This is a genomic window from Ruegeria sp. BB1, from assembly GCF_056539465.1.
In genome coordinates this window covers 119822-145050 of the sequence record NZ_JBQFVB010000004.1, presented here as the reverse complement: position 1 = coordinate 145050, position 25229 = coordinate 119822, and the positions used below count along the sequence as shown (strand labels likewise).

Below are 25229 nucleotides of genomic sequence, written 5' to 3'. Positions count from 1 at the left end.
ATCTTCTCCTTTACGCGACAGCCAAAGTGGTTTCGGGGTCAAACCAGCGACCCCGGCCTTCTTGCGGCGCCAGCGTAAGTACGTCACCAGGTTTCACGCTGAGCTCACTGTCCAGGACGGCGCGGAACTGGTGTCCGTCCACTTCACAAGTCACGAGCAAATGTGCGCCCAGAGGCTCCACTACTTTGGCTCGCGCTCCGAAACCCTGATCCGCAATGCGCAGATCTTCTGGACGGATGGCCCATTTAAGATCTTTTCCATTTGCCGGCCCGTCAAAGCTCTGTCCCGCCACTGTCCAGCGACCAGAGCCCGCAGCTTCAGCGGGGAGGAAATTCATCGGAGGGTTGCCGATGAAACTGGCCACAAACTCGGCCGCTGGATCCCTGTACACTTCGATGGGTGAGGCTGCCTGAACAATTTTGCCCTGATGCATAACGCTGATCCGGTCAGCCATGGACATAGCTTCGACCTGATCGTGTGTCACATAGATGGCGGTGGTTTTGCTTTCGGCCAGAACGCCTTTCAACTCGGCACGCATCTCCATGCGTAGGAGCGCGTCAAGGTTCGACAGCGGCTCATCCATCAGGATCACGTCCGGCTCCATTGCCAACGCACGGGCAACAGCGACCCGTTGACGTTGGCCGCCGGACAATTCTCCCGAATAGCGCTTTAGAAGCTGTTCGATATGCATCAGCCCAGCAGTTCTCTCGACCCGGCGTTTGACTTCATCATCGGGCAGCTTTTGCATCCGAAGACCAAAGCCAATGTTCTCGAACACAGTCAGGTGTGGGAACACCGCATAGTTCTGGAACACCATCGAGATGCCGCGATCTTTGGGCGACAAGTGATCTACCCGGCGGCCACCGATCCAGATTTCACCGGTCGTAGCCGTTTCCAACCCTGCGATAATGCGTAAAAGCGTAGATTTACCACAGCCCGAGGCGCCCAAAAGGACCATAAATTCCTGGTCTGCGATGGTCAGGTTGATGTCGTGAAGAGCCTGGTAAGATCCAAAGTTCTTGGCGACGTTCTTGATTTGTATTTCAGCCATAACAGTTTCCTTTCAGCCACCGCTCAGCGGTTGGCGATGCCCCACATCGCAAAGAGATATTTGCGCACGGCGAAGATGAAGATCAGCGCAGGCACCACGAGGATAAAGCCGCCTGCAAATTTCAGGTGCAAAGGGGCCTCGCCCAGGGTCTGCAACAGGAACGCGGGAAGCGTCCGGTTCTCGATGGTCAGAACGGCGGCCGCGAACACTTCGTTCCACGAGATCACAAAGGCGAAAATCGCCGAAGCTGTGATCCCTGGTAGCACCAAAGGCAGGATCACCTTGGTGAATGCGGTCAGCCGTGTGCAACCCAATGTCCAGGCTGCTTCTTCGAGCTCCAGCGGGATACCCGAGAAGAGCGAAAAGGTGATGAGCACCGCGAAGGGGATCGCCAACGTTGTATGAACCAGCGCCAGACCAAAAGCCGTATCATCCAAGCCCGTACGGATGAAGAGAACTGCCAAGGGTAGTGCCAAAAGCGGAAGCGGGAAGGCCCGTGTCAGCAGGATCAGCAGTCGGAACAGTTCTTTCCCTCGGAAGTCGAACCGCGATAGCGCGTAGCCCGCGGGGGCGCCTATGGCGATGGACATCACCATCGTCATCAAAGCCACCACAACCGAGTTCCAAAGCGCCCTCAGCATCCCCTGGAACCCCATAAAGAACTCCAAGGATCCCATATTGAACTCCGGAATGAAGCTCTTGGGAAAACTGTTCACCGTATCCGGTGAAGACATCGTGTTCACGAACAGTAGGTAGAGCGGAATAATCACCCAAGCGCACAGCAGGATAACCCCAGCCCGATAGAGCCCCCTTCCCGCTTTGCGGGCGTCAGGGGCCACAACGTCTGCAACTGCCGTCATATCGTGGCTCCTTTCGGGACGCGCAGAGCGCGCATGATGATCAGAGTGAAGACGATCGAGATGATCAGAACGATGATCGCCAGCGCTGCTGCTGCTCCGCCATTCTGCAAGTCAAACTGATAGGCGTAGATTTCGCCCATAAGCACCGGGAATATCGTTCCCCCAAGGGCTGCGACCACAGCGAAGACTTCAAAGGCCAGAATGACACGCAGGACCAGGGCAGTTTGCAGCGATGGGCGCAGAAGCGGCAAAGTGATCCGGGTGAACTGTTTCCAGCGCGAGGCGCCAAACACATCCGCAGCCTCGTAGTATTCCTTGGGGATCAGACCGATGCCCGCCACAAGGATCACAAGCATAATCGCGGTCGCACGCCAAATCTCGGCAAGCATAATCGCCAGGAACACAACCCAGGGTGTTTGATAACTCAGCAAACTTACAGGTTGGTCAGTGACACCAAGCCCTACCATCATCGAGTTCAGAAAGCCCGACTGCTCGAAGATCGCCAACCAGATGATACCTGCAGCAAGGTCAGAAATTCCCAAGGGAATGGTCCAAATATACAGAACCAGATCACGGCCCTTTTGCATCTTCGTGACCATCGTGGCCATTAGAAGTGACAGCGCCAGCTGAATTGGCACCACGGCTGCGGCCAGAAGAAAAGTGTTCTTCATCGAAATCGGGAACTTCCAGTAGCTCACAACCTCGCGAAAGTTATCCAGTGAGAATCCGTTCTCAGTTCCAAACGCCTGCTGCGCCACTAGCGCAAACGGGTATAGGAAAAACAGGCAGAGAAACAGGGTCACCGGGAGGATCAGAAAGTAAGGCAATAGCCGCGCTTCCATCGGACCGCTCCTTTAAGTTGGGGATTTGCTGGGGAGCCGGGCCACAGCTTCCGCGGCCCGGCAGTCATGGAAGGTCTTACTCGACCGGGCAGGCACCTTCCGAAGGCGCATCTGGTGCCCAGCAAGGCGCGCCGGTTTCGGCCATGATCTTTTCCAGCTGTTTCTTTTGATCTTCCAGAACCTGCTCAATGGGTTGACCAGCCAAAACAATGCGTTCGAATGCATCCACGTATACACGGTTGAAGTCGCCGCCCATGCTACCCAGACCAGCGGGTAAAAGGCCGGGATTAGCATCCGCCGAGCTGCTCATCTTAGCAACCGCTTCGCCGGCAGCTTTGACCGAAGGAGGTAGGTCGTCTGGTAGCTCAACATCAACCACAGGGAAGAAGTTAGTGGCTTTAAGGGTTGCGATCTGTGTCTCGGGCTGCATCAGATAAGTCACCAAAGCTTTGGCACCTTCGGCATCCGGCGCGGTGCGTGGGATGGCAACACCTGCCAAAACAGGCATGAAGCCACGACCAGTCGGTCCAGCAGGCGCCGGGAAGGCGACGAAATCGTCGGGACGCTCATTGAAAGCCTGCGCAAGGCGCGAAGTATGATCAAAGACAATCCAGGCATCGCCGTTCAACAGCTGCTCCTGCATGAATGAGAAGTTGGTTGATGCGGGGTTCGTATGGCTCCAAAGTTCTTTGAACTTTTCCCATGCCGTCACAGCCTCGGGCGAAGCAAAGGTCCGCACAACACCGTTGGTGTAGGACGGGTAAAGATAACCTTGGAAAAAGCGGTGTTTCAGACCCTTGGGTCCCGCTGGAAAGCCGAACTTCTTCTGACCTGTCGCTTCTTCAACGTTCGCCGCCCACGCGATCAACTGGTCATAGGTCAGTGCATTGATGTCCGCACCTTCAGGCAGGTATTGCAGCGCTTCCGTATTGGCGGCCATGATATAGCTCGCCTGCATCCACGGCATATATTGCAGACTGTCGGTTCCCAGCTTAGCCAGATCATTGAAAGTGCCCGACGCCGACATGACGCCAAGATCGGAAAGGTCCATCAGGTCATCAGGGTTCATCGCCGAGAAGTTGCCATGCAAGGAACCCAGCAAGTCAATGCTGCCTGAGTCGGCTTGCAGCTCGGCTTGCAAGCGAGTGAGCCAGGGGCCATCTTCGTTCGGTTGGTAGTCCACCCCACCCTCGAAGCCACCAAGAACCTCAGTCCGCATAGCCTGCGCTTCTTCGGCGGGCCGGGCCTGGGTCGACCAGAACAGAGTTTCAGCTTGCACGGCAGCTGCGCCAACAAGCATCGCAACACCGGACACGGCACCCGACAGTTTCAGATGAATCGACATAATTTCCTCCCTATGTCTGAGGCTGACCGAAACCCGACAACCTCTCTCCCTCGCCGACACCTTTGGGTCAGTCTGCGGGCGAATGCAGTTAATATGATATATCGTTGTATCTTGAGTCAAGCCTGTTGCCGCCAAGCTTTCGCCATAATTTGCTTGCCAATTGCATACCCACTTGCGACTTTAGGCAAACGATATATCTAAACTGTGACCCATGAAGAAAAAACCCACCCTATCCAGCGTTGCCAAAGAAGCGGGCGTATCGGTTCCAACCGTTAGCCAAGTTATGCGTGACACCGGCCGAATTTCAGAGAAGACACGTCAGAAAGTCCTGAGCGCAGCCAAGCGTCTGCGCTACGTCCCAAATCAAGCGGCGGCTACAATGAGATCAGGGGACAATCGCGAGATCGGCTTTATCCTAAACAAATTGGCAAACCCGTTTAACGCAGAGGTTGTGAGTGGCGCCGTCGACTTGCTCGAATCCGAAGGGTTCATGGTGTCGATCCTCGATGCGCAAGGCGATCTTCAACGTCAAGACCGCCTTCTGGAAGCCTGCATCAGATTTGGCCGACGTGGTTTGATCTGGGTTCCGGCGCTCGACACAAGCGAAGTATCTATAGAGCTTCTGAATGCTCACGGTGTTCCCGCTGTGACATTCATGCGAAAGGTGTCGCAGTCTTTCGACCATGTCGGCATTCTAAATACCGAAGCCCTCGCACAAGCCACGCAGCACTTGATAGACTTAGGGCACAAGCACATCGCTTATTTTGGCGGCACCGAGCAATCGTCCGTGCGTGAAGAACGCATTGCCGGTTACCTTGGCACTTTAAAGCAGATGGATGACGTGCAGCCAATTGTCTGGCCATGCGATGAGAATAAGAGTGCTGGCGTTGACGCTATTGCCGCCCTCCGTCACCAACACCCCGAGGTGACGAGTATTGTTTGCAACGGAGACGTTGTGGCGCTTGGCGCTTGCTTCGGCTTGATCCAGTCCGGATTGAAACCAGGGTATGACTTTTCGGTAGTAGGCTTCGATGACATCGAGGATGCGGCCGTCTCGACGCCCGGCCTCACGACCATGGCGATCGACCCGAAGAAGTTAGGCAAGCGGTTGGCCGAGGTCCTTCTGGACCGAATGCGAACACCCGATCTGCCAGTCCGTCATTTCGAGTATTCTGCGACTCTGACAATTCGAGGAACATCGGGAACAGCCCCTGACCACTAAAGTGTATATCTCAGTTGCTGTCGCAGGCGTTCATTGCAGTACCATGCGATGTTTGACATTTTGGGCTCGCTACGGACCTTCTCTGCACCAAGTCCGAATTGGCAGTGAGAGCCCTTAGCAGAAACTACGGCCGACATTACCGCCTGCCCGGTCTACGACTCCGGCAAATTGCGCGCACACGGCTAGGATGCGCGAACGTCCCAACCGACGGCGAAGCGGAAATCCGGTTCGCCCAAGGCACTCCTGTGGCGGGTCAGTTGGGCAATAAACGGAAGAAACCGCATAGTTTTTCGCCGACGCGATCTACTCTTGGATCATAAATGTTCTTGCAAGCCAGCGTATCGCTGGCTTTTTCTTTGCCATTGGAAGGAAAAACTTTGCTGCAAAAAAGGAATGTTGGGTGCAGCAATCGAGTTACCGCGCATTGATTTCATTGTGCTTTTTCGGGCGAAAAAGGAAAACCTTTGAGGGTCGAGCCAAATAAAACTGTTTGCATTTGAGCGGTGTAAGACAGCTGCTGCATAAAATTACCGTGGAAGCATATCTCTAACAATCGAGATATGGCATGCACGGCTGTTGTTGCCCCATGACAAGTACCTTATGCTACGCCACTAAAGGGAAGTGTCCGGTTTCGTGCTATGAGCGTAGCACGGGGCCCGTTACGGCCACGGACGAACCAAGATATTAGTCATAAAGGCAGCAAAAACGTCAGAGCCGCCCTGCCCCCAGTGACCGTCATGGGGAAGCCAGAGCTGCTTTAGCTGGCTACGAGGAACGCCCGTAAAGGCCGCGCCCCCATCGACGAATTCTGCGCCAATATGTTCGGCAAATGCACGCGCGTTTTCCCTCCGACACAGATCGGCGTTGACGGCGCCATTGATCAACCCCTCACGGCTCCAGATGTAGACAACAAGGATCGGGAGGTCACGGTCCTGTGCATAGCTCTTAATGGAATCGAAAAGTGCAATCCTGTCTGGGTCGCTTTCCCCCACACAAGCTGTCCGTTCCGCCCAGTCCTCGTCATTCCGCCCCCGGCGAAACTGATGGACGACCGGTGTAAGCAACGATTTGACTCGATCGAAAACCACGAAGCGCCAGACTGGGTGAGACATTTGTTTTCCGCGAAGAACTGCATCAAACTCTTCGGAAGAAACGATCCATGAATTCTCAGGACCCGCACCATCCAGTGTTTCCATTGCCTCTGCAAGGTCTTTTGGGTGGTCGTCCCGGCTCCAACCTGACACCTGCATGGCAGCGCGGCGATTCTGATCTCGGTAGTCAGCATATCTGAACCGGCGCCCGAGATCCCATTTCCAGACCGCAAAAATCAACCCATCGAGCTCATATGGATCCTGTTGAAGAATGCCATCAATGATACTGGCCCAGTTTCCAAGCCCCCAACCGTCACCTGAAAGGTTCAATAAGGCGACATCCTCGCCCTTCATTTTCAGCAAATCTTCGGCCCTGTCAGGCCAATTGTGCGAAAGATAATTTCCCGCAGTGAATGAATCGCCTAGAACAGCTAATACGCGCTGATCCGGCGACTTTTTTTCGGTTGGAAAATCGTCCCTGTCAGGAAATCCCTGCGCGTTTCCCTCTATCGTGCCCAAAGAGCTTAGCACACCGTAACTGATCTTAAGGTATCGCGACGGGGTTTCCGTAAGTTTATATCCCATTACAGGATCAAACTGGACAGTTTTGCCTGCCTCTTCCGCAACCCAGATTGATTGCCCGCTTGAGAAGTACACATATGTAGAGACGGTAATTTCACATATGCCATAGAGCCCCACCGCAACCAGAAAATTGATCAATAAAATTCTCAACACTGACATTATCAAAACGCCCCTAAATCTCCAGTGATCGCTGACACTAGTCTGAAAATTATAGCCAATGTACCGCCTAGGAATGCTGTTTTCCGACCACATCACATTAGCTCATGTTCGATTTCTTACAATTTAATTTCTGCACATGGGACGTGGGACCAAAACTTGGCGATAAATTTCAAGTTCCATTCAAACTGAGCCTTTCTTGGGCGGAGCATTCAGGGAGGTTATCCCCTCAAGCATTGCGACCTAAAGTCTTAGCTGTTGTCGTAGGCAAATATTTCTGTGAACCATGTTCCCGCGCGTCACGTTCGACCCAATTACAGAAACTAATTTCGCCAGGCAATTTGACAGATCACAAAACCGATGCTTACCTGAGCGCGACGCAAAACAGATAATCTAAATTTCCAAGCATTATCAGCGTTCTGAAGCACCATTCGTGGCGCCGTTAAAGCCAGACTTGAACCCTGGAGAATTTAAGATGGAATTGATCACTGAACAGCTCCGAGCCTTTCCGATCATGGCGCTTTTTCTCTGTCTTGGCCTGGGATACGGCGTCGGCAAGTTCCGGGTCGGCAAGTTCGAACTGGGTGGCATCGCCGGAACCTTGCTGGTGGCCGTTTTCGTGGGTCAGATCGGCGGTATCAACCTGAGTACGGATGTTCAGAACGTCTTTTTCTCGCTGTTCATTTTCATGGTCGGCTACAATGGCGGCCCGCAGTTTTTTGCGGCTCTGAACCGAACCGCCCTGACCAAGCTGCTGGCCGCGTTCATGATGACGCTATGGGGGCTGTTCTTCGTCATCGTCGTGGCTCGATTGGCGGGGTTGGACAAAGGGCTGGCCGCCGGGTTGGCCGCCGGAGGGTTGACGCAGTCAGCGATCATCGGCACCGCCGGCAATGCCATCGACTTGCTGGGGCTGGCAGCGGATGAGGCAGAAAAGCTGAAAACCAATATCGCGGTGGGGTATTCGGTCACTTATATCTTTGGCTCAATCGGTCCGATCCTAGCGGTCAGCGTTATCCCGATCATCATGCGTGTCGACCTGCGCCAAGAGGCAATCAAGCTGGCTCAGAAGCTCAGCGGTGGCGGTCGCAAGCTGGAGGAAGGTGAGTTCCTTCCGATGAACCGTTTTGATGCCCGCGCCTATCAGGTGAATGCAGACGCCGCGATTGCAGGCCAATCGGTCAAATCCATCGAGGGCAGCTATGACGGTGATCTGGTCGTCGAAAAGCTGCTGCAGGACGGCGTCCCGGTGGATCCGACGCCGGGTACTTTGATCAGCGCAGGGGACGTGATCGTGGTTTCTGGCCTGGTCGGAACGCTGACACAATTCGAAGGTACAGCTAGCGGTGAAATCGGAGAATACCCGCCCGAACTGACCGTTGTGGAAGAGCGCCGCAATGTCGTGGTCACCAACCGCAAACTGACCGGCAAGACGCTAGTGGAATTGCGCGAGGCGTTGACGGCGGATCAGCGGCGGGGCGTCCACATCTCAAAAATCATCCGCATGGGCCATGAAGTGCCAGTGCTGCACAACACCGAAATCCACGCGGGTGACGAAGTCAGCATTGTCGGTCACAAGGATGATCTGAACCGGGTTGCTAAAATGGCGGGCTATGTGCCGCCCGCAGCCTCGGTCACCAACTTCATTGCACTGGGGATCGGCGTGGCTGTTGGTTATCTGATCGGTGAGATCAGTTTTGTCATTGCCGGTACGAAAGTGGCGCTTGGGTCCGGTCTTGGTTGCTTGGTAACCGGGCTAATCATCGGATACCTGCGCATCCGGCGGCCCAAGATCGGTGGGATCAATCGTGGGGCTGCGAATTTCCTACAAAGCTTTGGCCTGGCCGTGTTCGTTGGGGTTGTTGGCCTGAACGCGGGTAAGCCTGCGCTTGAAGCCATTCAGCAATACGGGATCACCTTGCTGTTGTTGGGCGTCGTGGTCACACTGATGCCGATGATCGTGCAGTTCCCGATCAATTATTTCGTCTTGCGTATCAAAAACCCGGTCGAGGCTTGTGCAGTGGTGACAGGGTCGCGGTCGGGTAATCCCGGTTTTGCAACGCTTTTGGAAAAAGCCGGGAATGCAACCCCGACGCCCGCGTTTACGATGACTTATGCGGTGGCGAACATATTCCTGACACTCTGGGGTCCGTTGGTTGTGGCATTCGTGCCGTAAGCTACATCAAAACGATCACGATGACCGAGCCCCACAGGGCCAGCAAGACGTTGCCCACGGCATAGCCAAGACCATAGCCCAGGGTTGGAACCTGGCTCTGCGCCGCTTCCTGCACGGCAGCCAGACCGGGGGCCGAGGTCCCTGCCCCGCAGCAGGTGCCCGCCAGAACGCCCTCGTTTATGCCAAAGACCTTGCACCCAACAATGACCGCCGACCCATGGGCCAACAACACGATGGCCACCGACCCGAAGATCAAAGATGGCCCGCTTTCGATCACCCCGGTCACAAAGCTCGGCCCCGAGGTGATGCCCACGCAGGCCACAAACACGCACAAACCAAGCGAGTCGAAAATCCACAGCGTTGCCTCAGGCACAAAGCCGAATGTGCGGTGGACCGAGCGCAACCACCCCGCCACCAGACCGCCAAGCAGCACGCCGACCGACGTCCCAAGCCCCAGTTCTATCGCGCCGTACTTCAACGCGGGGATACCGATCAACCCGCCCATCAGGATGAAAAAGGCCACAAAAACCATATCGGTCTTGCTGGTTTCACGGTCCAGATAACCAAGGCGTGCAGCGGCATCCTCGATATGACTGCGAGTGCCCGAAACGGTCAGCACGTCACCCTTGTGCAGGGTCACGCCGCGAAAGATTGGCAAACGCTCGCCGCTGCGCATGATGCCGCGCAGGTAGATGGTGCGCGCTTCGGGACGGGCGGACAGTTCAGCCAGGGTCTTGTTGACCACCTCGTTGTTGGTCACAACAATGTCGTTGGTTTGAACCGGCAAGTCCAGAAGTTCAGGATCTTCAACCTCTTCCCCCAATAAGGCGGTGTGTTCGATCAGATAGGATCGCACGCCGGCGATGGCGGCTATGTCACCCTCTTGCAGCACCATATCGCGTGTGGTGGGCAGGATCTTATTCCCCCGGCGGATACGATCGAAAAACGCGCGGACATGTTCGGGCACGCGGGCCTCAAGCTCGGAAATCCTGTGGCCGACGAATTCGGGATTGATACGATAAGCGCGGGCTTCGAAATCGCGGTGTTCGGACACCATCGGGGCGTCGTTGCTGTTCAACCCGGCCTCGTATTCTGCGCAGGCCTCTTTCAGCGACCTGCCATAGAGCCTGGGCGCCAGCTGCGTGTGGAAAATGATGGTCGCAATGACCCCGACGAAGTAAGCCACAGCAAAACCGGTGGCAATCTCACCGTCGAAAATGGCTTGCGCGGTCTCGTCGGCGCCAGCTTTGGCAAAGGCGTCAATGGCAACACCCAAGGTCGCGCTTTCCGTGACACCGCCCGCTAAAAGCCCCGCAGCAATTCCAACGGACAGCCCCATAAGCGGAGCTAACAGCACCGCGACCAACAGCGCCACAACACAAAGCAACACTGTGATGGCAATCTGCGGCAACGCACTAAAGTTCAAAGACCGAAAAAATTGTGGCCCGGTTCGGTACCCAATGGAGAACAGAAACAGTAAAAAGAACGCCTGTTTCAGGTCATCTGAAACGACCACACCGGTCTGGCCGACCAGAACACCGGCCAGAAGACAGCCCGCCACCGATCCAACGGTAAACGAGCCGATGGTGATCTTGCCTAGCGCATAGCCAAGGGCAAGGCTGCAGAACAAGGCCAGCGCAGGATGAGGGCCCAGGATCGACCCGATCAACTCCATGATAAGCTCCCCTTCCCTGCGGCTCTGCCTCAGCCGTGTAGCGGCAATCCTTTCGAGGCCCGATAGGCCTGTACATAGCCCACAGCCACCGCCCGCACGGCACGCCCAATTTGGCGATAGGCGCTATCGTCCAGATTGGCGAAAGAAACACGTGCCGACCAGTTCGGTGCATCAAAGCCCGATCCGTTCAACAGCACGATCCCATGGTCCTGCGCCAGCTTGAACGAGATATCCAGCGGGTGGACGTTTTCCTTGATCCACACCACCACCTCTTCGCCAACATATTTTCGCAGCCAGAATTCGAAATCAATGATGCCGTAATATTTGTCGAACAATGGGTTGTCGGGCACGTCGATACCCATCCCCTCGACCAGTTCATCGAAACGGTGTTTCAGGATACCCCAGCAGAACTTCTGATATCCCTTATCTTCGTCCATCAACTCGACCAGCGAAAACAGCGTCATCATCACCTGCTGCGGCAGGGACAGGCCTGCCGTGTGGTTCAGTGCAACATCGCGGCTGTCGGCGACGATCCGGTCGATGAACTTGAACGACGACGGATCGGGGGTCAGCGTCTCGTATCGCGCATTGACGACGGTCTTGGTTTCCTCCGGAGCCTCGGCAATCATCTTGTCGAAGATGTTGTTTTCGGCCACCAGAATGGCCCCCAGACGCCACCCCGTGCAGCCAAAATATTTAGAGTAAGAATAAACCCCGATGGTGTTCTCGGGCAGATGACCCATAACGGACTGAAAGTTTGGAACGAAGGTGCCATAGACGTCATCAGTCAGGATGATCAGGTCAGGCCGCCGGGTTTTGACGAATTCGACCAGTCGAGCCATGACCTCGGGGCTGATGGCGACCGAGGACGGGTTGCCCGGGTTGACCAGGAACAACGCTTTTACTTTTGGGTCGGACAATTGCTCAAGATCGTCATCGGTCAGCTGGAAATGGTCCTCTTCTTCCGAGGACACGTCCACCACATTCAGCCCGTAATCTTCAAGCACCGGCATTTCCAGGTAGGGCGTGAAAATCGGCGTGCCCAGCGCAATGGTATCGCCCGCACTCAGCAACCGTTGGTTTTTGAGCGCCTTGAAAATATAACACATCGCGGCAGTGCCGCCTTCGACCGCGTAAATGTCAAACTTGGCATCGGGCCGGTGCCCCGCGCACATCGCCCACATCACGTATTCATGGACGATGGCTTCGTTATGCGCCATGCACCGGTCCGGCATTGGATAATGATCACCGACGATGCCATCGGTGAGTTCCAGCACGAAATCGTCTGGGGTAAAACCGAATTTCTCAATCGCGAAATCCACCACAGCGGCCAGAGTATCTGCGCCCGGAGGGCCGTTCTTCGCGATCGAGTCCGCGCAATAGGCGTTGAGCCGATCATAGCAACCCGGCCCCTGCGGCATCCCTGCCAGACCGACCTGCGCTTCGTTGCGATGGCGCTGTGCTTCGGTCATGGCGAACTGACCCAGCAGGAAAAACGCCTCGCGCGCTTTGGAGGCGATCCAGTTTGGATTGCCACGCCCTGCGTTCAGATAAGGCAGCGCCATCTGGCGTGACTCTTTCTGCGCCAGCTTGATCAGTTCGTCTTTGATTTGAAAAGGACTTAGGTTTTCGAACTTATGCAGGTCCAGTGTTTCTGACATGGCATCAAACCCTTGCGTTAAAACAATCGGAAAAATTCTATCGGATCGTACGCAAGGATTCGCATGTGTGTAAACTGTGTAGTCAATCGCTGACGTTGGGATAACTGCGCAGCGGTCAGTTGATCCGGGTCGACGCCGCCAGCGCACCGGCCAGCGCATTCTGAATCTCGCCAGGGAATTCCCGCCCCATTTCATGCAGCCCTGCAGCAACCCAGCCCACAGTATGCCCCCGGCTACCAATGTCATTCGCCCGAACTATCGTCGGCGACGTGTGCTCGACGCTGACCAAAGCCATCGACCGCTCAATCTCACTTTCGGTCAGCACCATTTTGACGGCACTGAAAATATCCATCGAAACCTGCAAGGTCTGATGCTCAAGACGATGCGCAGCGCCCGTCAGCATACGGGTGCAAAAGGCTGACAGGAAATACCAGCGAAAAATGGAAAAGACACGGTCCTGCAACTCACCATGTACTGCGGCGCCATCTTTGGCTGCGCAGGCGACCTGTTCAAACGCGGCCTCGGCGGCTTTGGATGCCCGGAATATCTCGCGCTCGCGCTTTGCGATCGAGATGACACGCGGTGCAATCTCTGTTGCGGCTTCGTGGGATTCCAAATTCATAGATGTCCTCCAGCATCAAAGTCTAATGAGGACATGGAAATTCTAAAGGAAATCCGAATGCGATTTAACGCCATTTTTTGCAGAAAACATCCCTTTGTTGGCGAAATAAAAAAGTCACGACCAGCTATTTAACACAAACATAACTAGCGGAAAGGATGTAATTACCAGCAGGTATGTTGAAAACATGCACATTAAGATTGGGGCAATTTGCGCGGTTTCGACCGAAAGATACATAGAACTGACACGATCTTGTAATAGTTATGCCCATTTCCGCATCTATGAATACCTAATCCTGCTGATCAGTTTACGAGTTTGAATTTAACGAGGGGGTACGAGCGGGACCAGGGGGTGAGCGCCTGACCAACCGGACTCGCCTATGGGCAGAGCAGCTCCCCCCGCCGCTTACGGCCACATTTCACCGCGCCTATCCAGCAAATTGACCGGCACACAATACTGCTACGCACGTGGTTCTGGCCTTCATCGATAAAAAGCCCAATACTCGGATGAAGAGAGCTCATCTGAAATCAGGCAATACTTCCCAAATCGTTATGTCCAGACGCCACTATAACCTACCGCCCCTGACCACCTTGTCCGCCTTCGAGGCCGCCGCGCGGCATCTGAGCTTTAAGAATGCAGCCGAGGAACTGTCGGTCACGCCGGGCGCGGTCAGCCACCAGATCAAAGCGTTGGAGGGCGATCTGGAAACCACGCTGTTCCAGCGCAAGCATCGCGGCGTCGATCTGACCGAAGACGGCAACGCGCTTTACGAGGCGCTGTCGTCGTCATTCGGGCGTATCTCGAAAGTTCTGGCAACGATCCGTGACCGCAAATCTGGCGGCAAAGTCACGGTCGGATCGACCACGGCAGTGGCGGCGTTGTGGTTGTCACCCGCCGTGATCCGATTTTGGCGCGAAATGCCGGACGTCAACGTGGACCAGCTGTCGCAGGATCGCCCTTTTCGGGACCGACCGGATGTGGACTTCTTTATTCGCTACGGGCGCGACCCCGACCCGAACTTGACGCATACCCCCCTGTTCCGCGATCACCTGATCCCCGTCGCCAGCCCCGAGGTCGCGGACCGATTGGCTGGTGCTGACCTCGACGCGCTGGCAGCCGAACGCTTGATCCACATGGCCTCGGAAGACCGCACTTGGACCACCTGGCCGGAATGGTTCAAACAACTGGGATATGTGGGCACGATCCAGATTGACTCCAGGGTGAACAGCTATTCGGTTGCCCTGCAACTGGCGCGCAAGGGGGCTGGGCTGACGCTGGGTTGGCAACGGCTGATCCAGCCGATGCTGCAATCGGGAAAGCTGGTCGCCATTGGCCCGCACTATCTGACTGCGCCCAACCAATTCTACATTGTTGGCCGCCCGGACGAAGACCTCTCGGACAGCGCCCGCGCCTTAAAATCATGGATCATTCAAGAGGTTCAGGACGGTTCAGTTTAGATCAGATCACCCAGTGGTGAGGTTTTCTGATATTGAGAAAGGGTCACACCATCCGCCAATACGGAAAAGAACGCATCTAGCAACCCACAGGAGAGCCCGATGAACAAGCACAGCGCGCTGTCATCCGTTCTGAACGATGTGACTATCGCAAATGGCCTGCCGAATGAACACTATATCGACCCGGTTGTTTTTGCCGAAGAAAAGCGTTCGGTCCTCTTTGCCAATTGGTCCGGGATCGGGTTTGGTCTGGATGTCCCCGAGGTAGGCGATGCAAAACCCGTCGACTTTCTGGGTATGCCACTACTGATCGTCCGTGATCGCGACGGAGAGATCGGGGTTTTCCAGAACACCTGCCGCCACCGCGGCATGATCCTTGTGGATACGCCCCGCAAGATCGAAGGCGCGATCCGCTGCCCCTATCACAGCTGGTGCTACAGCCTGAAAGGTGAGCTGCGCGCTACCCCGCATGTGGGCGGCCCCGGTCAGAACAAGCACGAAAACGTCGATCACAAGGATCTAGGGCTGGTGCGTGTCCGGTCGTATGTCTGGCGCGATGTGATCTTTGTGAACGTAGACGGCAACGCACCCGAGTTTCAGGATGCCCATGGTGCCCTGCTGGATCGGTGGAAGGAATTCGAACAACCCCTGCATGACGGCGGCGAGATGGCCTCGTTCAAGCTGGAGGTCAAAACCAATTGGAAACTGGCGGTCGAGAACTATTGCGAAAGCTATCACCTGCCTTGGGTGCATCCCGGCCTGAACAGCTATTCCCGGTTGGAAGATCACTATAACATCGAAGTCCGCGGGCATTACTCCGGTCAGGGCACGCTGGTCTACCGGCAGCTAAAGGATCAGGACGGCACCACCTTTCCCGATTTTGAAGACCTTAGTGACAAGTGGGATGAAGGCGCGGAATACGTAGCCTTATACCCGAACGTCCTGTTGGGGGTGCAGCGCGACCATGCCTTTGCAATCTTGCTTGAGCCGGTCGACCACGAAAACACCGTCGAACATATCCGGCTGTACTATGCCAAAAGCGTTGAGGACACGCCGCATCTGGACGGGCTTCGCACCACAAACGCACAACAGTGGCGGGCCATTTTCGAAGAAGATGTCTTTGTTGTCGAAGGTATGCAAAAGGGTCGCCACGGGGTGCTGTTCGATGGCGGACGGTTTTCACCCGCAATGGACGGGCCGACCCATAACTTCCATCACTGGGTCGCAACGCAGATCGAAAACGGACGGGCGGAATAACCTCTCGGCCGGCCCCTTTTGGCAGGAGGTCCAATGGAAAAAGACGAATTGGATCGCCTGCTGTTAAAGGCCCATGAGCAGAACGATCATGCTGCCCTGACCCACTATTACACAATGGCTGCGGATGAGCGCGAGGCGGCACAGGACATTGATGCCGCTTGTTTTTACCTAACCCACGCCTTTGTCTTCGCGCTAGAATCCGGTGCGCCCGAGGCCGAGACACTTAATGCACGCCTTGTCGCGCATGGTCGGGCACATCGTCTCGAATTTTAAGATTGGTGTCACGTCAGGGCGAATCGCGCCAGGCTATCCAAACTCTATGTGACCCCACGGGAAGCTGTTCAGACGTCTTAGGTCCCCTATAGTCAAATGAAACCGTCACGGTTGCTTTGGGAGGGGCAGGTGCATGGCGCACAGCGCGGAAATGCTGATCATTGGTGCCGGGTTCTCGGGGCTGACCATGGCAATCGAGGCACGCAAACGTGGAAACAGCGATATCGCCATCCTTGAAAAAGCGGGCGATATCGGCGGTACATGGCGCGAAAACACCTATCCCGGCGTGGCATGCGATATTCCCTCGCATCTGTATTCGATGGCCACGCACCTGAACCCGGACTGGAGCCGCGCCTATGCCGGTGGGGCCGAGATTCAGGCGTATCTGCAAAAGATCTGCCGGGATGAGGGCCTTTACGACCTGTGCCATTTCCACCAGCAACTGAAATCCGCGCACTGGGACGGCGACCAATGGCAGGTGGAAACCGAGGGCGGGCAGCACTGGACGGCGCGCTTTTTAGTCTCGGCCATTGGGGCACTGCATCTACCGGATGTGCCCGACATACCCGGTGCCGACGGCTTTCCCGGCCCCAAGTTCCATTCTGCCGAATGGGATCACGACGTTGAACTTGTGGGTAAACGCATCGCTGTGGTCGGCACCGGTGCCTCAGCCGTTCAGTTTGTGCCTGAAATTGCGAAAACGGCAGCCCAAATCACCATCTTCCAACGGACCGCGCCCTACGTCCTGCCCCGCCCCGACGGGCCAATTGCACCGTGGGTTCGCCGACTCTATAGGCGCATCCCCATCCTGCCCCGGATACGCCGCAAACTGATCTACTGGATTTTTGAGTATCGCCACCTTGTGTTTCGGGGTGAAGAGCGGATGGTCAACTTTGCCATGAAGATGTGGCGAAACGGGCTGGAGAAAGCGATAACTGACCCCGAACAACGCGAACGCCTGACCCCTGGCTACAGGATTGGATGCAAACGTATCCTCAGTTCGAATGACTGGTACACGGCCCTTGCGCGGGACAACGTGACAGTAATCCCGCACGGGGTGGCGACAATCGAGGGAGATCAGATCATCGCCGCGGATGGCTGCCGGACCCAGGTCGATGTATTGATCTGGGGCACAGGCTTTCATGTGACGGACGTGGTCGAGCGTCTGGACATCACCGGAACCGATGGCCTGACCCTGCGCCAAGCGTGGACCGATGGGATGCAGGCCAATCTGGGCACTGCCATCGCAGGTTTTCCGAACTTCTTTATTCTGTTGGGGCCACATACCGGATTGGGCCATAACTCGGTCGTGCTGATGATCGAAGCACAGGTCCGCCATATAGGCCGGGTGCTGGATCAGATGCAACGCAACGGCTTACAGGCCATCACACCTGACGCCGCGAAACAAGAAGCCTTTACGCAGGAAATGCAGGACCGCCACTCAGACAGCGTCTGGCAAGCGGGCGGCTGCACCTCGTGGTATCAGGATGCCCAAGGCCGCAACACGACGCTTTGGCCCGGCACTGTATCCGAGTATGAAAAGCGCATGGCCCGATCCGGGCTGGAACAATATCACCCTGCCCCTCCCCCAGCCGGAGATCGTTGACATGACCACTCTTCTAACCATCGCCCTGCTGATCGTCGCATTTTTTGTCGGCATGAAACTGTGGACCCGCAAACTGACTCGCCAAGGCCAAATCCGAGTTCCGCAGCTTGGGGTCATCGCGCCCGTGAACGGCGGCAGCATCCATTATGTGGAAAAGGGCGATCCGTCGAAGCAGACCCTTGTCATGATCCACGGGCTGGCTGGGCAGTTGCAGCATTTCACCTATGCCTTGGTCGACATGCTGGCCGATGACTATCACGTCATCGCAGTGGACCGGCCCGGCTGTGGCTATTCGACCCGCGACAGTGCCGATCTGGGCCGTCTGCCCGAGCAGGCGCGCATGATACAAGAGTTTCTGGACAGCAAGGACGTCACCGACGCTGTCCTTGTGGGCCATTCCTTGGGCGGTGCGGTGTCGTTGGCCATGGCGCTGGACCGCCCAGAAAAGATCAAGGCCCTGGCTCTGCTGGCCCCTCTGACGCAAGTTTTGCCGTCGACACCCCAGGTTTTCAAACCACTGGAAATCCGCACGGAATGGCTACGCAGCCTGATCGGCAACACAATCGCTGTACCCGTGGCCGCCAAAACTGCACCACACACTCTGGACGTCGTTTTCGCCCCCGACCCTGCGCCTGCGGACTTTCTGGATCGTGCTGGCGGTGCGCTTGGACTGCGCCCGTCGGCCTTCATCACCGGATCGCAGGACGTCGTGGGGATTGATGACAGCATGGCGGCGCAGGTCGCCCGCTATGAGGAGTTAGCCGTACCCGGCGGCATTCTATACGGCACACAGGACGCTATACTTGCAGCCCACGCGCACGGCGATCCAATGATCCAGTTCGGCCTGTCAAACGAGTGGATCGACGGGGCAGGTCATATGATCCTGATCACGGCACCGGACACATGCGCCGCATTCATCCGCCAGATCGCAGAAACCAAGTATTTCGAAACCAAGGCGGCGCCCGAGACGGTTTGAACGGCGTAGAAAAGAATCCGGCTTTGACCGTGTTTTCCCTCTTGACCCGCCACAGCCCCTCGCTTAAATCGCCACTCACTCATGGCGGAGTAGCTCAGTTGGTTAGAGCAGCGGAATCATAATCCGCGTGTCGGGGGTTCAAGTCCCTCCTCCGCTACCAAAATCCCCTTGAAGATAAAGACATTACGTCCTGTGGCCAAAGTCCTCCCTGCAGGTTATCCACCGGGACTGCAATGGGACAGCAACCCGGCGGAAGGGATTCTAACGCGGACCTAACTGATTGTCCTGTCTATAAGATCGAATCCTCGGTCAGTCAGCATGCAGAACAAGCATTGGCCACCGCTGGCGTCAGCCCATGCGTCGCCAATCTGGCGCTTGGCTTCTTCCGAGTCGAAAAGATGCGCGCCCTTGTATTCGACAACCAAGATTCGCCCATCGTCGAGCATCGCTACAAAATCCGGATAGAACTTTCCGTGTGGTAGCTGGAGCCAGAAAGAGGTTTTCTTGTTCTCGATATTCCGAATCCAGTATTTCACCGTATCCAACCGGTCCAGATAGACGGCGCACTCGAACTCCTCGCCTTCGGCTTTCAAGTCGCCAATCAACGGGGTGTAGGGGGGTGACCCGGCGGATAGGCCCATGTGTCGAAAGTCGTTGCTCCCACCGGGGTGCCGTTCAAGAAAATCTGGCAACCCTCCTTTATGAAACTAGCGTACGTCGCCTCTAGATGCTTGTATAGTTCATCCAAATCTTGTTGAGAAAAGCCCTGGCGAACTTCGGAAATACTGACGTTTGTTGTGTTGGGATCAATGTTGGGAACGCGACTTACGTCGATTCTCCAGTCCTCGTCTGCTAACCAGTCCTTCGTAATTTCTAGCTGGTAACTATCCTGCTTCTTGAAACGAGAAGTGATTGTGACCTGCTCCCCCAATGCCACGCTGGCTCTTTTTCCTCCTACTCCGAAGTTACCAATCAAGTTTCCTGTATCGAATAATCGGGTGGCTCCCGGCGCGATCAATAACCTCATCTGATCAACAGGAACGCCGCCCGCGTTGTCGCGTACCGTGATGAGTTGGCGCTCTGTGTCCAGGAACAGCCAAATTTTAGTGCCGTCGGGTTTTTCTGTTGCGATCCAATGGTCAATCGCGTTGTCGACCAATTCACAGATTGCCGTCGGCAGGTCGTAGTCTGCCATTATTGAGAGAAACATGCGTTTTTGAGGAGTTCCGTCAATTCTCTCAAAAAACTCTTTCCGCGATACGCCAGCCACTTCTCAAATCACTCCTAAAAAACTCTTTTGAGCAAACCATCTTAGCATTCAATCTTCAATACAAGCACAGCCATAGATTGTAGCGACATGTGCCAAAACAGGAATGCGTAGCGCAAAAAAACCAAAATCGAGAACCAAGCCTAGCACTAACGGCCTTAAGCTGTTCAGGCTTGGAATCCATACGGAGAGGATGATGGTTCGATTCTACTGAGTGGAATCGAACTTTACGTCATCTTACGTCCATCGATTCTATTTAAGTCATTAATTTTTATTGATTTAATGGTGCCCGGGGGCGGAATCGAACCACCGACACGAGGATTTTCAATCCACTGCTCTACCCCTGAGCTACCCGGGCACGGGAACGATGTTCATCGTTGGGTGGAGGCCTTCTATGACTTGCCACAGGCAGTGTCCAGAGGCTTTTTCAGATTTTTTCAGTGTGGACGCGATTGCTCGGTTTGACCTTCGGATCCATCCGTGTCCAAGTCCTCTTCCCGCTGCGACGGAACCGCATATGAGCCGTTCAACCACTTGGCCAGATCGAGGTCGGCACAGCGTTTTGAACAGAAGGGGCGGAACTTGGTTACCGTGTCTTCACCACAGATCGGGCAACTCATTTCAACACCTCCGTCAGTGGAATACGGCCGCGTTTGCGTTGCAGTTCGTAATGGCCCAATGGTGTCCAACCCGCCAGGGTGGTTTCAATTCCATCTGCCTTGAACGCGGCGCGTAGGGTTGATTCAAAACCGCGCCGGTCCTTCTTCGGCATTGGGGCAAGGTCCAAGGTGATTTGCCCGCCCAGACCCCGCACGCGCAACGCACGCGCCAACACCTTGGCGCAGGCGAAGTTCGCCTTGGTTCCGGCAGCCATAGAGGTGTCGGATCCTGTATTCACATCCACCGCAACCAGCGCGCGTGTAGGCTGAATATACAAGTACCCTCCGCCTGGAAGCGGTTCGGAAATACCGCGCACGTCATCCAACGCATCCAACACGCCCTGTGTTTCAAAGCTTCCGTCCTGCGTCACCACTTCGGCCGGGTCAGTCCAGTCGCGCCAGGCCAGAACGTGAGGGCCATCGCCCTCCAACAACAGCTCGGGTTCGGTTCCCGGATCATTCAAAACCTGATCGGCATGGGCCAACATGGCGTTGATGTCCTCGGCGATCTCGCCCGCATCTTCGCCCAAACAGCAAGAGCGCAAAATCAGGCCGTAAGTGCTGCCGTCCATGCAGTCATGCGCAATCTCTAGCAGACGGTCGCGTTCGTCCTCGTCGCGGATTGAGCGTGAAATATTCAGACCCGGCGCTTCGGGTGTGACAATCGCATAGCGGCTTTTGAACAGGATGCGATCTGTAACCGGCAGTGCCTTGCCCGGCTCCGCATAGCCAGTGATCTGCACCAGCATCAGGGCGCCCGGCGCCAGCCCTTTCACCTGCCGCAAGAAGGCCGGACCGTCGGGAGTTGTCAGGAACATGCCACCCTGCCCTTTGACGGGGCGGTCGGCACGGGCGCGATAGATCGTGCCCGGTGCGGGGGCATCCCCTGCGATCAGGAAATCATCCAGCTTGCCATCCACCATTAAGGCGGCAGCTTCGCGGTTGTCGATATGATCCAGAACGATGGTTCGGCCCTTCATGACACCTCACGATACAAGGGATAGCCGATACCCTGCAAAAGGGCGGCAGTTTCAGACAGGGGTAGCCCTACGATGCCGGTGAACGAACCTGAAATCCAGGGAATGAACGCCCCGGCCGGACCTTGAATGGCGTAAGCACCTGCTTTGCCCTGCCAGTCTCCGGTTGCCAGATAGGCATTAATCTCAACGTCCGACAGGCGCTTGACCTTGACCTGCGAGACCACATCACGTTGCAACACGCGATCCCCACGCCGCACAGCGACCGAAGTGATCACGCGATGCCGCCGACCGGACAGCGCATGTAGGAATTCGGCAGCCTGCCCCGCATCTTCGGGCTTGCCCAGAATGCGACGGCCAAGCGCGACGGTCGTATCCGCACACAGGGTGACATCATCGCTATCCGCCTGAATAGCCTGTACTTTTGCCCGTGTAATACGATTACAGTAAGGCACTGGCAATTCGCCTTTCAAAGGCGCTTCGTCAATGTCGGGGGCGCGAATTGCATCGGGCTGCACGCCAAGCTGGGCCAGCAGGTCCAGCCGCCGTGGGCTGCCCGATCCTAAGATAAACGCCATTGCGGCAGGCGTTACTTGAAGCGGTAGTTGATCCGACCCTTGGTCAGATCATAGGGGGTCATCTCGACCTGAACCTTGTCGCCGGCCAGAACACGGATGCGGTTCTTGCGCATCTTGCCTGCCGTATGTGCGATGATCTCATGGCCGTTTTCCAGCTCGACCCGAAACGTCGCATTAGGCAGGAGTTCCTTCACGACACCGGGAAATTCGAGCGTATCTTCCTTGGCCATGTTGTCTCCATCATTACGTTGCACCCGCAGAATCTACGGGGATGTGCGCTTAAATGAGCCCATTTTGGGCTTATTTCAAGGCCAGAATCACCTAAAGGCGCGATAATGTGACGGAATCGACTCGCGGCGACTGCTCCTCCCAATGAGTGCGGTTCAGAACATGCCCATCGGTGCGAACTTCGGCAATTGCTGAAAGGTCGATATCCGCATAGGTCCATCCCGGCTGGTTCAAAGCGCCTTCGGCCAACACACCAGTCGCAGGAAACCCCTTGTCGGGTGGGCCGAAAATGCCGCCGGTGCCGGTATTCTTGTCCACCGCCTCGGACCAGTCATTGTCCCCGACCAGAGACGCCATCACCGTAACGCATTGATTTTCCAGCGCCCGTGACATCGCGCCGATCCGAACCCGCCAATAGCCTGCCAAAGCCTCGGTACATGAGGGGACCAGGATCAGATCGGCCTCGCTCAGCGCTCGGCCCAACAGGGGAAATTCGCTGTCATAGCAGATCAACACGCCGATCTTGCCCAACGCGGTATCGAATAGTTTCAGCGGTCCGCCCGGCGCGATATCCCAGTCTTCGCGCTCAAAGCGGGTCATGATCTGTTTGTCTTGATGATCCTGCCCACCATCGGGCGCATACAGTGCTGCACGGTTTACCGGTCGGCCCGGCCCATCCACAATCGGGGCCGACGCGCCCAGAATGTAGGTCTTGTATTCCTGCGCAAGACGCTGATGCAGGGCCCGCGCCGCCTCCATCCGATCAGACACTGCCCGGATCGAACGCTCGAGATCGCCCGCGACGTCGACCCCATCCAATGTCGACAACTCCATCGCACCGTATTCAGGAAAGACCAGCAACTCAGCCCCCTGTCCGGCGGCGTCTGAGACCCAGCGGCCTAGCTTGTCCTCATACTGCGCCCAACTGTCGAGCCAATCGAGGTTGTAGGCAGCGGTTGCGACTTTCATTTTTTGAAACCCAAATCTTTTGGTCACGCGACAGTAGATTGCAAATGGATAGCCTGTACAGCTCAATTGAACCAAAAGTAAGCACGCCAGCCCGCAAATTACCCAGTACAGAGTTGGTTTGGACGACCCAATAAACCTGCATTACTGTCCAGATTTGCATTAACCAATTTCGGCAACGTTACCAAGCTGTCAAATCGGACGCTGTCGGCAAAATTGTAAAGCACCTCATCGGCGCGTAATCTGGCGGTCTTAGACTGTGTAACACTCAACTGATGTTTAGGGTTTTTCATAACGGGAGAAATTGACATGCCTCATTACATTAATCACTTCACTTGCTCGGCGGCGGCATGGCCAAAGGACCGCGAGGGGGAGATCGCTGCGTGGACCGATATGGTCGGCGATGCCAGCGAACTTGTGGAAGGGGAAGGCCCAGTCAAATTCACAGGTTGGATAAGCAATACTGAGGGCTATGTTCTCCTTGAGGCGGACTCCAAAGCCGAAGTAATCGGGATCTGTGCGCAATTCTGGCCGCTTTTCCACAATGACATCATGGAAATTGTGCCAACTGCAGAAGCAGGACCAGCAATTTTGGCTGGCGTAAAGCGAGGGTGGGAAAAGAAGGCATAGCACTTCGTTCTGGCGACCATCAGTTTCCCCTGAAGATCGGAAAGGCCGGCCAATTTGCGGGATTACTACATGCTAACGGGTCAGTGCCATCTGTTAGATATCCCGTATCCAGAACTGCAGCGGCTTCAGCGTCTCGCTCTCTTCGCCAATATCCTTCCACGAAAACTGCGCGATTGCTCCGGGCAGCGGCTCATATCCCCGCGCCCGCCAGAAGGCGTCCAGCGGCCGGTAGTTTTCGGGCCGCATCGGGTGATCCGCCGGGCGCTGTACGCCGCAAAAGGCGCATTTGCTGAAACCTAGTGCTCGGGCATGCTCCTCACGCAGATCGAAAAACTTATGGCCAACGCCCTGACCTCGATAATCGGACAACAAAACGGATTCCGCGCAGTAGAAGATCTGCGACAGATCCAGCCCGGTGCCCTCAAACGCCGCCGCAAAATCGTCGGCGTGGTCAGTCAGCGGTGCCCCAGTTGACGCGCCAATCAGGCGATCGCTGTCAAAGGCGCCGACGACAATTGCTTTGTCGCTGTCACGATAGGATTGCAGATATTTCCGCTCATATGTCAGATCGCCATCATAAAGGTAGGGCCACGCCCGAAACACTTCGATCCGCAAGCGCGCCACATCGTCCAGAGCGGCCTCTAGCGCCGCTCCGATCAGGGGGCGGACGGCGGTGACCTCAGCCACCGGACACCTGCTTGGTCCAGTCTGCAAGATTGTAGAAGGTGGTGACGCGGGTGATCTTGCCATCCCGAAGGTCAAAGAACGACCCCGCTGGCAGGCGGTAGGTCTGACCGTGGGCCTCGGGCAGGCCCTCGTCAGTTTCCAGATAGGTGCCGTTCACGATGAATTCGGCCGCTGCACGTGTGCCGCCCTTGGCCTCGAAAACAACGATATCAGTCAGGTTCTCGCGATAGCAGCGGTTCATGTGATCGCAAAAGGCCGTGAATTTCTCTTTCCCGACACGAATTTGACCTTCGTTCACGTGATGGGCTACATCCTCGGACAGGCAGGCCAACATGCCCTCTACATCGCCGGCGTTGAAGGCATCGAAATAGGTTTGGACGGTCTGGTTCAT

At 55.9% G+C, this 25229-nt stretch carries 25 protein-coding genes and 2 tRNA genes; 9 read left to right on the top strand and 18 right to left on the bottom strand.

The genetic code is table 11. The features are described 5' to 3' along the window. Positions 1–10: 10 nt before the first annotated feature. The 4 genes from ACR0AL_RS11600 to ACR0AL_RS11585 form a co-directional block, all read right to left on the bottom strand. On the bottom strand, positions 11–1051 hold the full coding sequence (locus ACR0AL_RS11600; protein WP_170350239.1) for an ABC transporter ATP-binding protein: 1041 nt from the start codon (positions 1049–1051) through the stop codon (positions 11–13). Positions 1052–1074: 23 nt separating this feature from the next. Next, complete coding sequence (locus ACR0AL_RS11595; protein WP_117871523.1) at positions 1075–1911, bottom strand: carbohydrate ABC transporter permease; 837 nt, start codon at positions 1909–1911, stop codon at positions 1075–1077. Continuing rightward, a complete protein-coding gene (locus ACR0AL_RS11590) occupies positions 1908–2753 on the bottom strand; it encodes a carbohydrate ABC transporter permease (RefSeq protein ID WP_170350238.1) in 846 nt (281 codons plus the stop codon). The genes ACR0AL_RS11595 and ACR0AL_RS11590 overlap by 4 nt, the downstream gene beginning before the upstream one ends. A gap of 76 nt (positions 2754–2829) precedes the next feature. Beyond that, positions 2830–4098, bottom strand: a complete 1269-nt coding sequence (locus ACR0AL_RS11585) for an ABC transporter substrate-binding protein (RefSeq protein WP_480647889.1) — start codon at positions 4096–4098, stop codon at positions 2830–2832. Positions 4099–4309: 211 nt separating this feature from the next. Between ACR0AL_RS11585 and ACR0AL_RS11580 the strand changes: the two genes are divergently transcribed. Next, positions 4310–5320, top strand: a complete 1011-nt coding sequence (locus ACR0AL_RS11580) for a LacI family DNA-binding transcriptional regulator (RefSeq protein ID WP_480647887.1) — start codon at positions 4310–4312, stop codon at positions 5318–5320. 659 nt (positions 5321–5979) lie between these two features. On the opposite strand, the gene ACR0AL_RS11575 is transcribed toward ACR0AL_RS11580, so the two are convergent. Then, positions 5980–7152, bottom strand: a complete 1173-nt coding sequence (locus ACR0AL_RS11575) for an SGNH/GDSL hydrolase family protein (RefSeq protein ID WP_170350235.1) — start codon at positions 7150–7152, stop codon at positions 5980–5982. A gap of 472 nt (positions 7153–7624) precedes the next feature. On the opposite strand from ACR0AL_RS11575, the gene aspT reads away from it, so the two are divergent. After that, positions 7625–9325, top strand: coding sequence for an aspartate-alanine antiporter (aspT, locus tag ACR0AL_RS11570; protein WP_170350234.1), 1701 nt, complete (start codon positions 7625–7627; stop codon positions 9323–9325). Position 9326: 1 nt separating this feature from the next. Here the strand turns inward: aspT and ACR0AL_RS11565 are convergent, their stop codons facing one another. From ACR0AL_RS11565 to ACR0AL_RS11555, 3 genes are all read right to left on the bottom strand, one after another. Then, positions 9327–11000, bottom strand: coding sequence for an aspartate:alanine exchanger family transporter (locus ACR0AL_RS11565; RefSeq protein ID WP_170350233.1), 1674 nt, complete (start codon positions 10998–11000; stop codon positions 9327–9329). A gap of 29 nt (positions 11001–11029) precedes the next feature. Further along, on the bottom strand, positions 11030–12661 hold the full coding sequence (locus ACR0AL_RS11560; RefSeq protein WP_480663114.1) for a bifunctional aspartate transaminase/aspartate 4-decarboxylase: 1632 nt from the start codon (positions 12659–12661) through the stop codon (positions 11030–11032). Between the two features lie 115 nt (positions 12662–12776). Next, the gene (locus tag ACR0AL_RS11555; RefSeq protein ID WP_480663112.1) at positions 12777–13283 is read right to left on the bottom strand and encodes a hypothetical protein; all 507 of its coding nucleotides are present in this window, start codon (positions 13281–13283) and stop codon (positions 12777–12779) included. A 548-nt stretch (positions 13284–13831) separates the two neighbouring features. Here ACR0AL_RS11555 and ACR0AL_RS11550 point away from each other — a divergent pair. The 6 genes from ACR0AL_RS11550 to ACR0AL_RS11525 all read left to right on the top strand — a co-directional run bounded on the left by ACR0AL_RS11550 (position 13832) and on the right by ACR0AL_RS11525 (position 19006). Beyond that, the gene (locus ACR0AL_RS11550; protein WP_170350230.1) at positions 13832–14737 is read left to right on the top strand and encodes a LysR substrate-binding domain-containing protein; all 906 of its coding nucleotides are present in this window, start codon (positions 13832–13834) and stop codon (positions 14735–14737) included. A 99-nt stretch (positions 14738–14836) separates the two neighbouring features. Further along, positions 14837–15991 carry an aromatic ring-hydroxylating oxygenase subunit alpha gene (locus ACR0AL_RS11545; protein ID WP_170350229.1) on the top strand — a complete coding sequence of 385 codons (1155 nt, stop codon included), beginning with the start codon at positions 14837–14839 and terminating at the stop codon, positions 15989–15991. 33 nt (positions 15992–16024) lie between these two features. Beyond that, positions 16025–16264 (top strand): hypothetical protein, encoded by a 240-nt coding sequence (locus ACR0AL_RS11540; protein ID WP_170350228.1) that lies wholly within the window; start codon positions 16025–16027, stop codon positions 16262–16264. A 133-nt stretch (positions 16265–16397) separates the two neighbouring features. Continuing rightward, a complete protein-coding gene (locus tag ACR0AL_RS11535) occupies positions 16398–17870 on the top strand; it encodes a flavin-containing monooxygenase (RefSeq protein WP_480663109.1) in 1473 nt (490 codons plus the stop codon). A gap of 1 nt (position 17871) precedes the next feature. Next, entirely contained in the window at positions 17872–18846 is a 975-nt protein-coding gene (locus tag ACR0AL_RS11530; protein ID WP_170350226.1) for an alpha/beta fold hydrolase, read from the top strand. An 83-nt stretch (positions 18847–18929) separates the two neighbouring features. Further along, positions 18930–19006 (top strand) — tRNA-Met (locus tag ACR0AL_RS11525). Between the two features lie 112 nt (positions 19007–19118). Here ACR0AL_RS11525 and ACR0AL_RS11520 read toward each other — a convergent pair. From ACR0AL_RS11520 to ACR0AL_RS11485, 8 genes are all read right to left on the bottom strand, one after another. Then, positions 19119–19439, bottom strand: a complete 321-nt coding sequence (locus ACR0AL_RS11520; protein WP_480647880.1) for a hypothetical protein — start codon at positions 19437–19439, stop codon at positions 19119–19121. 8 nt (positions 19440–19447) lie between these two features. Then, positions 19448–20116: an ATP-binding protein gene (locus ACR0AL_RS11515; RefSeq protein ID WP_480663107.1), complete on the bottom strand. Its 669-nt coding sequence runs from the start codon at positions 20114–20116 to the stop codon at positions 19448–19450. A 280-nt stretch (positions 20117–20396) separates the two neighbouring features. After that, positions 20397–20471: transfer RNA gene (locus tag ACR0AL_RS11510), tRNA-Phe, on the bottom strand. 79 nt (positions 20472–20550) lie between these two features. Then, positions 20551–20733, bottom strand: a complete 183-nt coding sequence (locus ACR0AL_RS11505) for a DNA gyrase inhibitor YacG (protein ID WP_170350225.1) — start codon at positions 20731–20733, stop codon at positions 20551–20553. Further along, positions 20730–21752: a ribonuclease E/G gene (locus ACR0AL_RS11500; protein ID WP_480663105.1), complete on the bottom strand. Its 1023-nt coding sequence runs from the start codon at positions 21750–21752 to the stop codon at positions 20730–20732. The genes ACR0AL_RS11505 and ACR0AL_RS11500 overlap by 4 nt, the downstream gene beginning before the upstream one ends. Beyond that, entirely contained in the window at positions 21749–22327 is a 579-nt protein-coding gene (locus ACR0AL_RS11495) for a Maf family protein (RefSeq protein ID WP_480663103.1), read from the bottom strand. The genes ACR0AL_RS11500 and ACR0AL_RS11495 overlap by 4 nt, the downstream gene beginning before the upstream one ends. A gap of 11 nt (positions 22328–22338) precedes the next feature. Next, the gene (gene infA / locus ACR0AL_RS11490; RefSeq protein ID WP_005978431.1) at positions 22339–22557 is read right to left on the bottom strand and encodes a translation initiation factor IF-1; all 219 of its coding nucleotides are present in this window, start codon (positions 22555–22557) and stop codon (positions 22339–22341) included. Between the two features lie 91 nt (positions 22558–22648). After that, complete coding sequence (locus ACR0AL_RS11485; protein ID WP_480663101.1) at positions 22649–23524, bottom strand: carbon-nitrogen hydrolase family protein; 876 nt, start codon at positions 23522–23524, stop codon at positions 22649–22651. A gap of 306 nt (positions 23525–23830) precedes the next feature. Between ACR0AL_RS11485 and ACR0AL_RS11480 the strand changes: the two genes are divergently transcribed. Beyond that, a complete protein-coding gene (locus tag ACR0AL_RS11480; RefSeq protein ID WP_170350221.1) occupies positions 23831–24151 on the top strand; it encodes a hypothetical protein in 321 nt (106 codons plus the stop codon). A gap of 93 nt (positions 24152–24244) precedes the next feature. Here ACR0AL_RS11480 and ACR0AL_RS11475 read toward each other — a convergent pair whose 3' ends face one another. Together ACR0AL_RS11475 and ACR0AL_RS11470 are read right to left on the bottom strand one after the other, a co-directional pair. Next, a complete protein-coding gene (locus tag ACR0AL_RS11475) occupies positions 24245–24838 on the bottom strand; it encodes a GNAT family N-acetyltransferase (RefSeq protein WP_480663099.1) in 594 nt (197 codons plus the stop codon). Further along, positions 24831–25229, bottom strand: a complete 399-nt coding sequence (locus ACR0AL_RS11470; protein ID WP_170377293.1) for a ketosteroid isomerase-related protein — start codon at positions 25227–25229, stop codon at positions 24831–24833. The genes ACR0AL_RS11475 and ACR0AL_RS11470 overlap by 8 nt, the downstream gene beginning before the upstream one ends.

Excerpts from the sequence above, each read along its gene's own strand:
- ACR0AL_RS11585 (WP_480647889.1), bottom strand. The coding sequence starts at position 4,098 with ATGTCGATTCATCTGAAACTGTCGGGTGCCGTGTCCGGTGTTGCGATG.
- ACR0AL_RS11560 (WP_480663114.1), bottom strand. The coding sequence starts at position 12,661 with ATGTCAGAAACACTGGACCTGCATAAGTTCGAAAACCTAAGTCCTTTT.
- ACR0AL_RS11530 (WP_170350226.1), top strand. The coding sequence starts at position 17,872 with ATGACCACTCTTCTAACCATCGCCCTGCTGATCGTCGCATTTTTTGTC.
- ACR0AL_RS11555 (WP_480663112.1), bottom strand. The coding sequence starts at position 13,283 with ATGAATTTGGAATCCCACGAAGCCGCAACAGAGATTGCACCGCGTGTC.
- ACR0AL_RS11575 (WP_170350235.1), bottom strand. The coding sequence starts at position 7,152 with ATGTCAGTGTTGAGAATTTTATTGATCAATTTTCTGGTTGCGGTGGGG.
- ACR0AL_RS11600 (WP_170350239.1), bottom strand. The coding sequence starts at position 1,051 with ATGGCTGAAATACAAATCAAGAACGTCGCCAAGAACTTTGGATCTTAC.
- ACR0AL_RS11540 (WP_170350228.1), top strand. The coding sequence starts at position 16,025 with ATGGAAAAAGACGAATTGGATCGCCTGCTGTTAAAGGCCCATGAGCAG.
- ACR0AL_RS11580 (WP_480647887.1), top strand. The coding sequence starts at position 4,310 with ATGAAGAAAAAACCCACCCTATCCAGCGTTGCCAAAGAAGCGGGCGTA.
- aspT (WP_170350234.1), top strand. The coding sequence starts at position 7,625 with ATGGAATTGATCACTGAACAGCTCCGAGCCTTTCCGATCATGGCGCTT.
- ACR0AL_RS11565 (WP_170350233.1), bottom strand. The coding sequence starts at position 11,000 with ATGGAGTTGATCGGGTCGATCCTGGGCCCTCATCCTGCGCTGGCCTTG.
- ACR0AL_RS11500 (WP_480663105.1), bottom strand. The coding sequence starts at position 21,752 with ATGAAGGGCCGAACCATCGTTCTGGATCATATCGACAACCGCGAAGCT.
- infA (WP_005978431.1), bottom strand. The coding sequence starts at position 22,557 with ATGGCCAAGGAAGATACGCTCGAATTTCCCGGTGTCGTGAAGGAACTC.
- ACR0AL_RS11470 (WP_170377293.1), bottom strand. The coding sequence starts at position 25,229 with ATGAACCAGACCGTCCAAACCTATTTCGATGCCTTCAACGCCGGCGAT.
- ACR0AL_RS11545 (WP_170350229.1), top strand. The coding sequence starts at position 14,837 with ATGAACAAGCACAGCGCGCTGTCATCCGTTCTGAACGATGTGACTATC.
- ACR0AL_RS11590 (WP_170350238.1), bottom strand. The coding sequence starts at position 2,753 with ATGGAAGCGCGGCTATTGCCTTACTTTCTGATCCTCCCGGTGACCCTG.
- ACR0AL_RS11595 (WP_117871523.1), bottom strand. The coding sequence starts at position 1,911 with ATGACGGCAGTTGCAGACGTTGTGGCCCCTGACGCCCGCAAAGCGGGA.
- ACR0AL_RS11495 (WP_480663103.1), bottom strand. The coding sequence starts at position 22,327 with ATGGCGTTTATCTTAGGATCGGGCAGCCCACGGCGGCTGGACCTGCTG.
- ACR0AL_RS11550 (WP_170350230.1), top strand. The coding sequence starts at position 13,832 with ATGTCCAGACGCCACTATAACCTACCGCCCCTGACCACCTTGTCCGCC.
- ACR0AL_RS11535 (WP_480663109.1), top strand. The coding sequence starts at position 16,398 with ATGGCGCACAGCGCGGAAATGCTGATCATTGGTGCCGGGTTCTCGGGG.
- ACR0AL_RS11480 (WP_170350221.1), top strand. The coding sequence starts at position 23,831 with ATGCCTCATTACATTAATCACTTCACTTGCTCGGCGGCGGCATGGCCA.
- ACR0AL_RS11485 (WP_480663101.1), bottom strand. The coding sequence starts at position 23,524 with ATGAAAGTCGCAACCGCTGCCTACAACCTCGATTGGCTCGACAGTTGG.
- ACR0AL_RS11505 (WP_170350225.1), bottom strand. The coding sequence starts at position 20,733 with ATGAGTTGCCCGATCTGTGGTGAAGACACGGTAACCAAGTTCCGCCCC.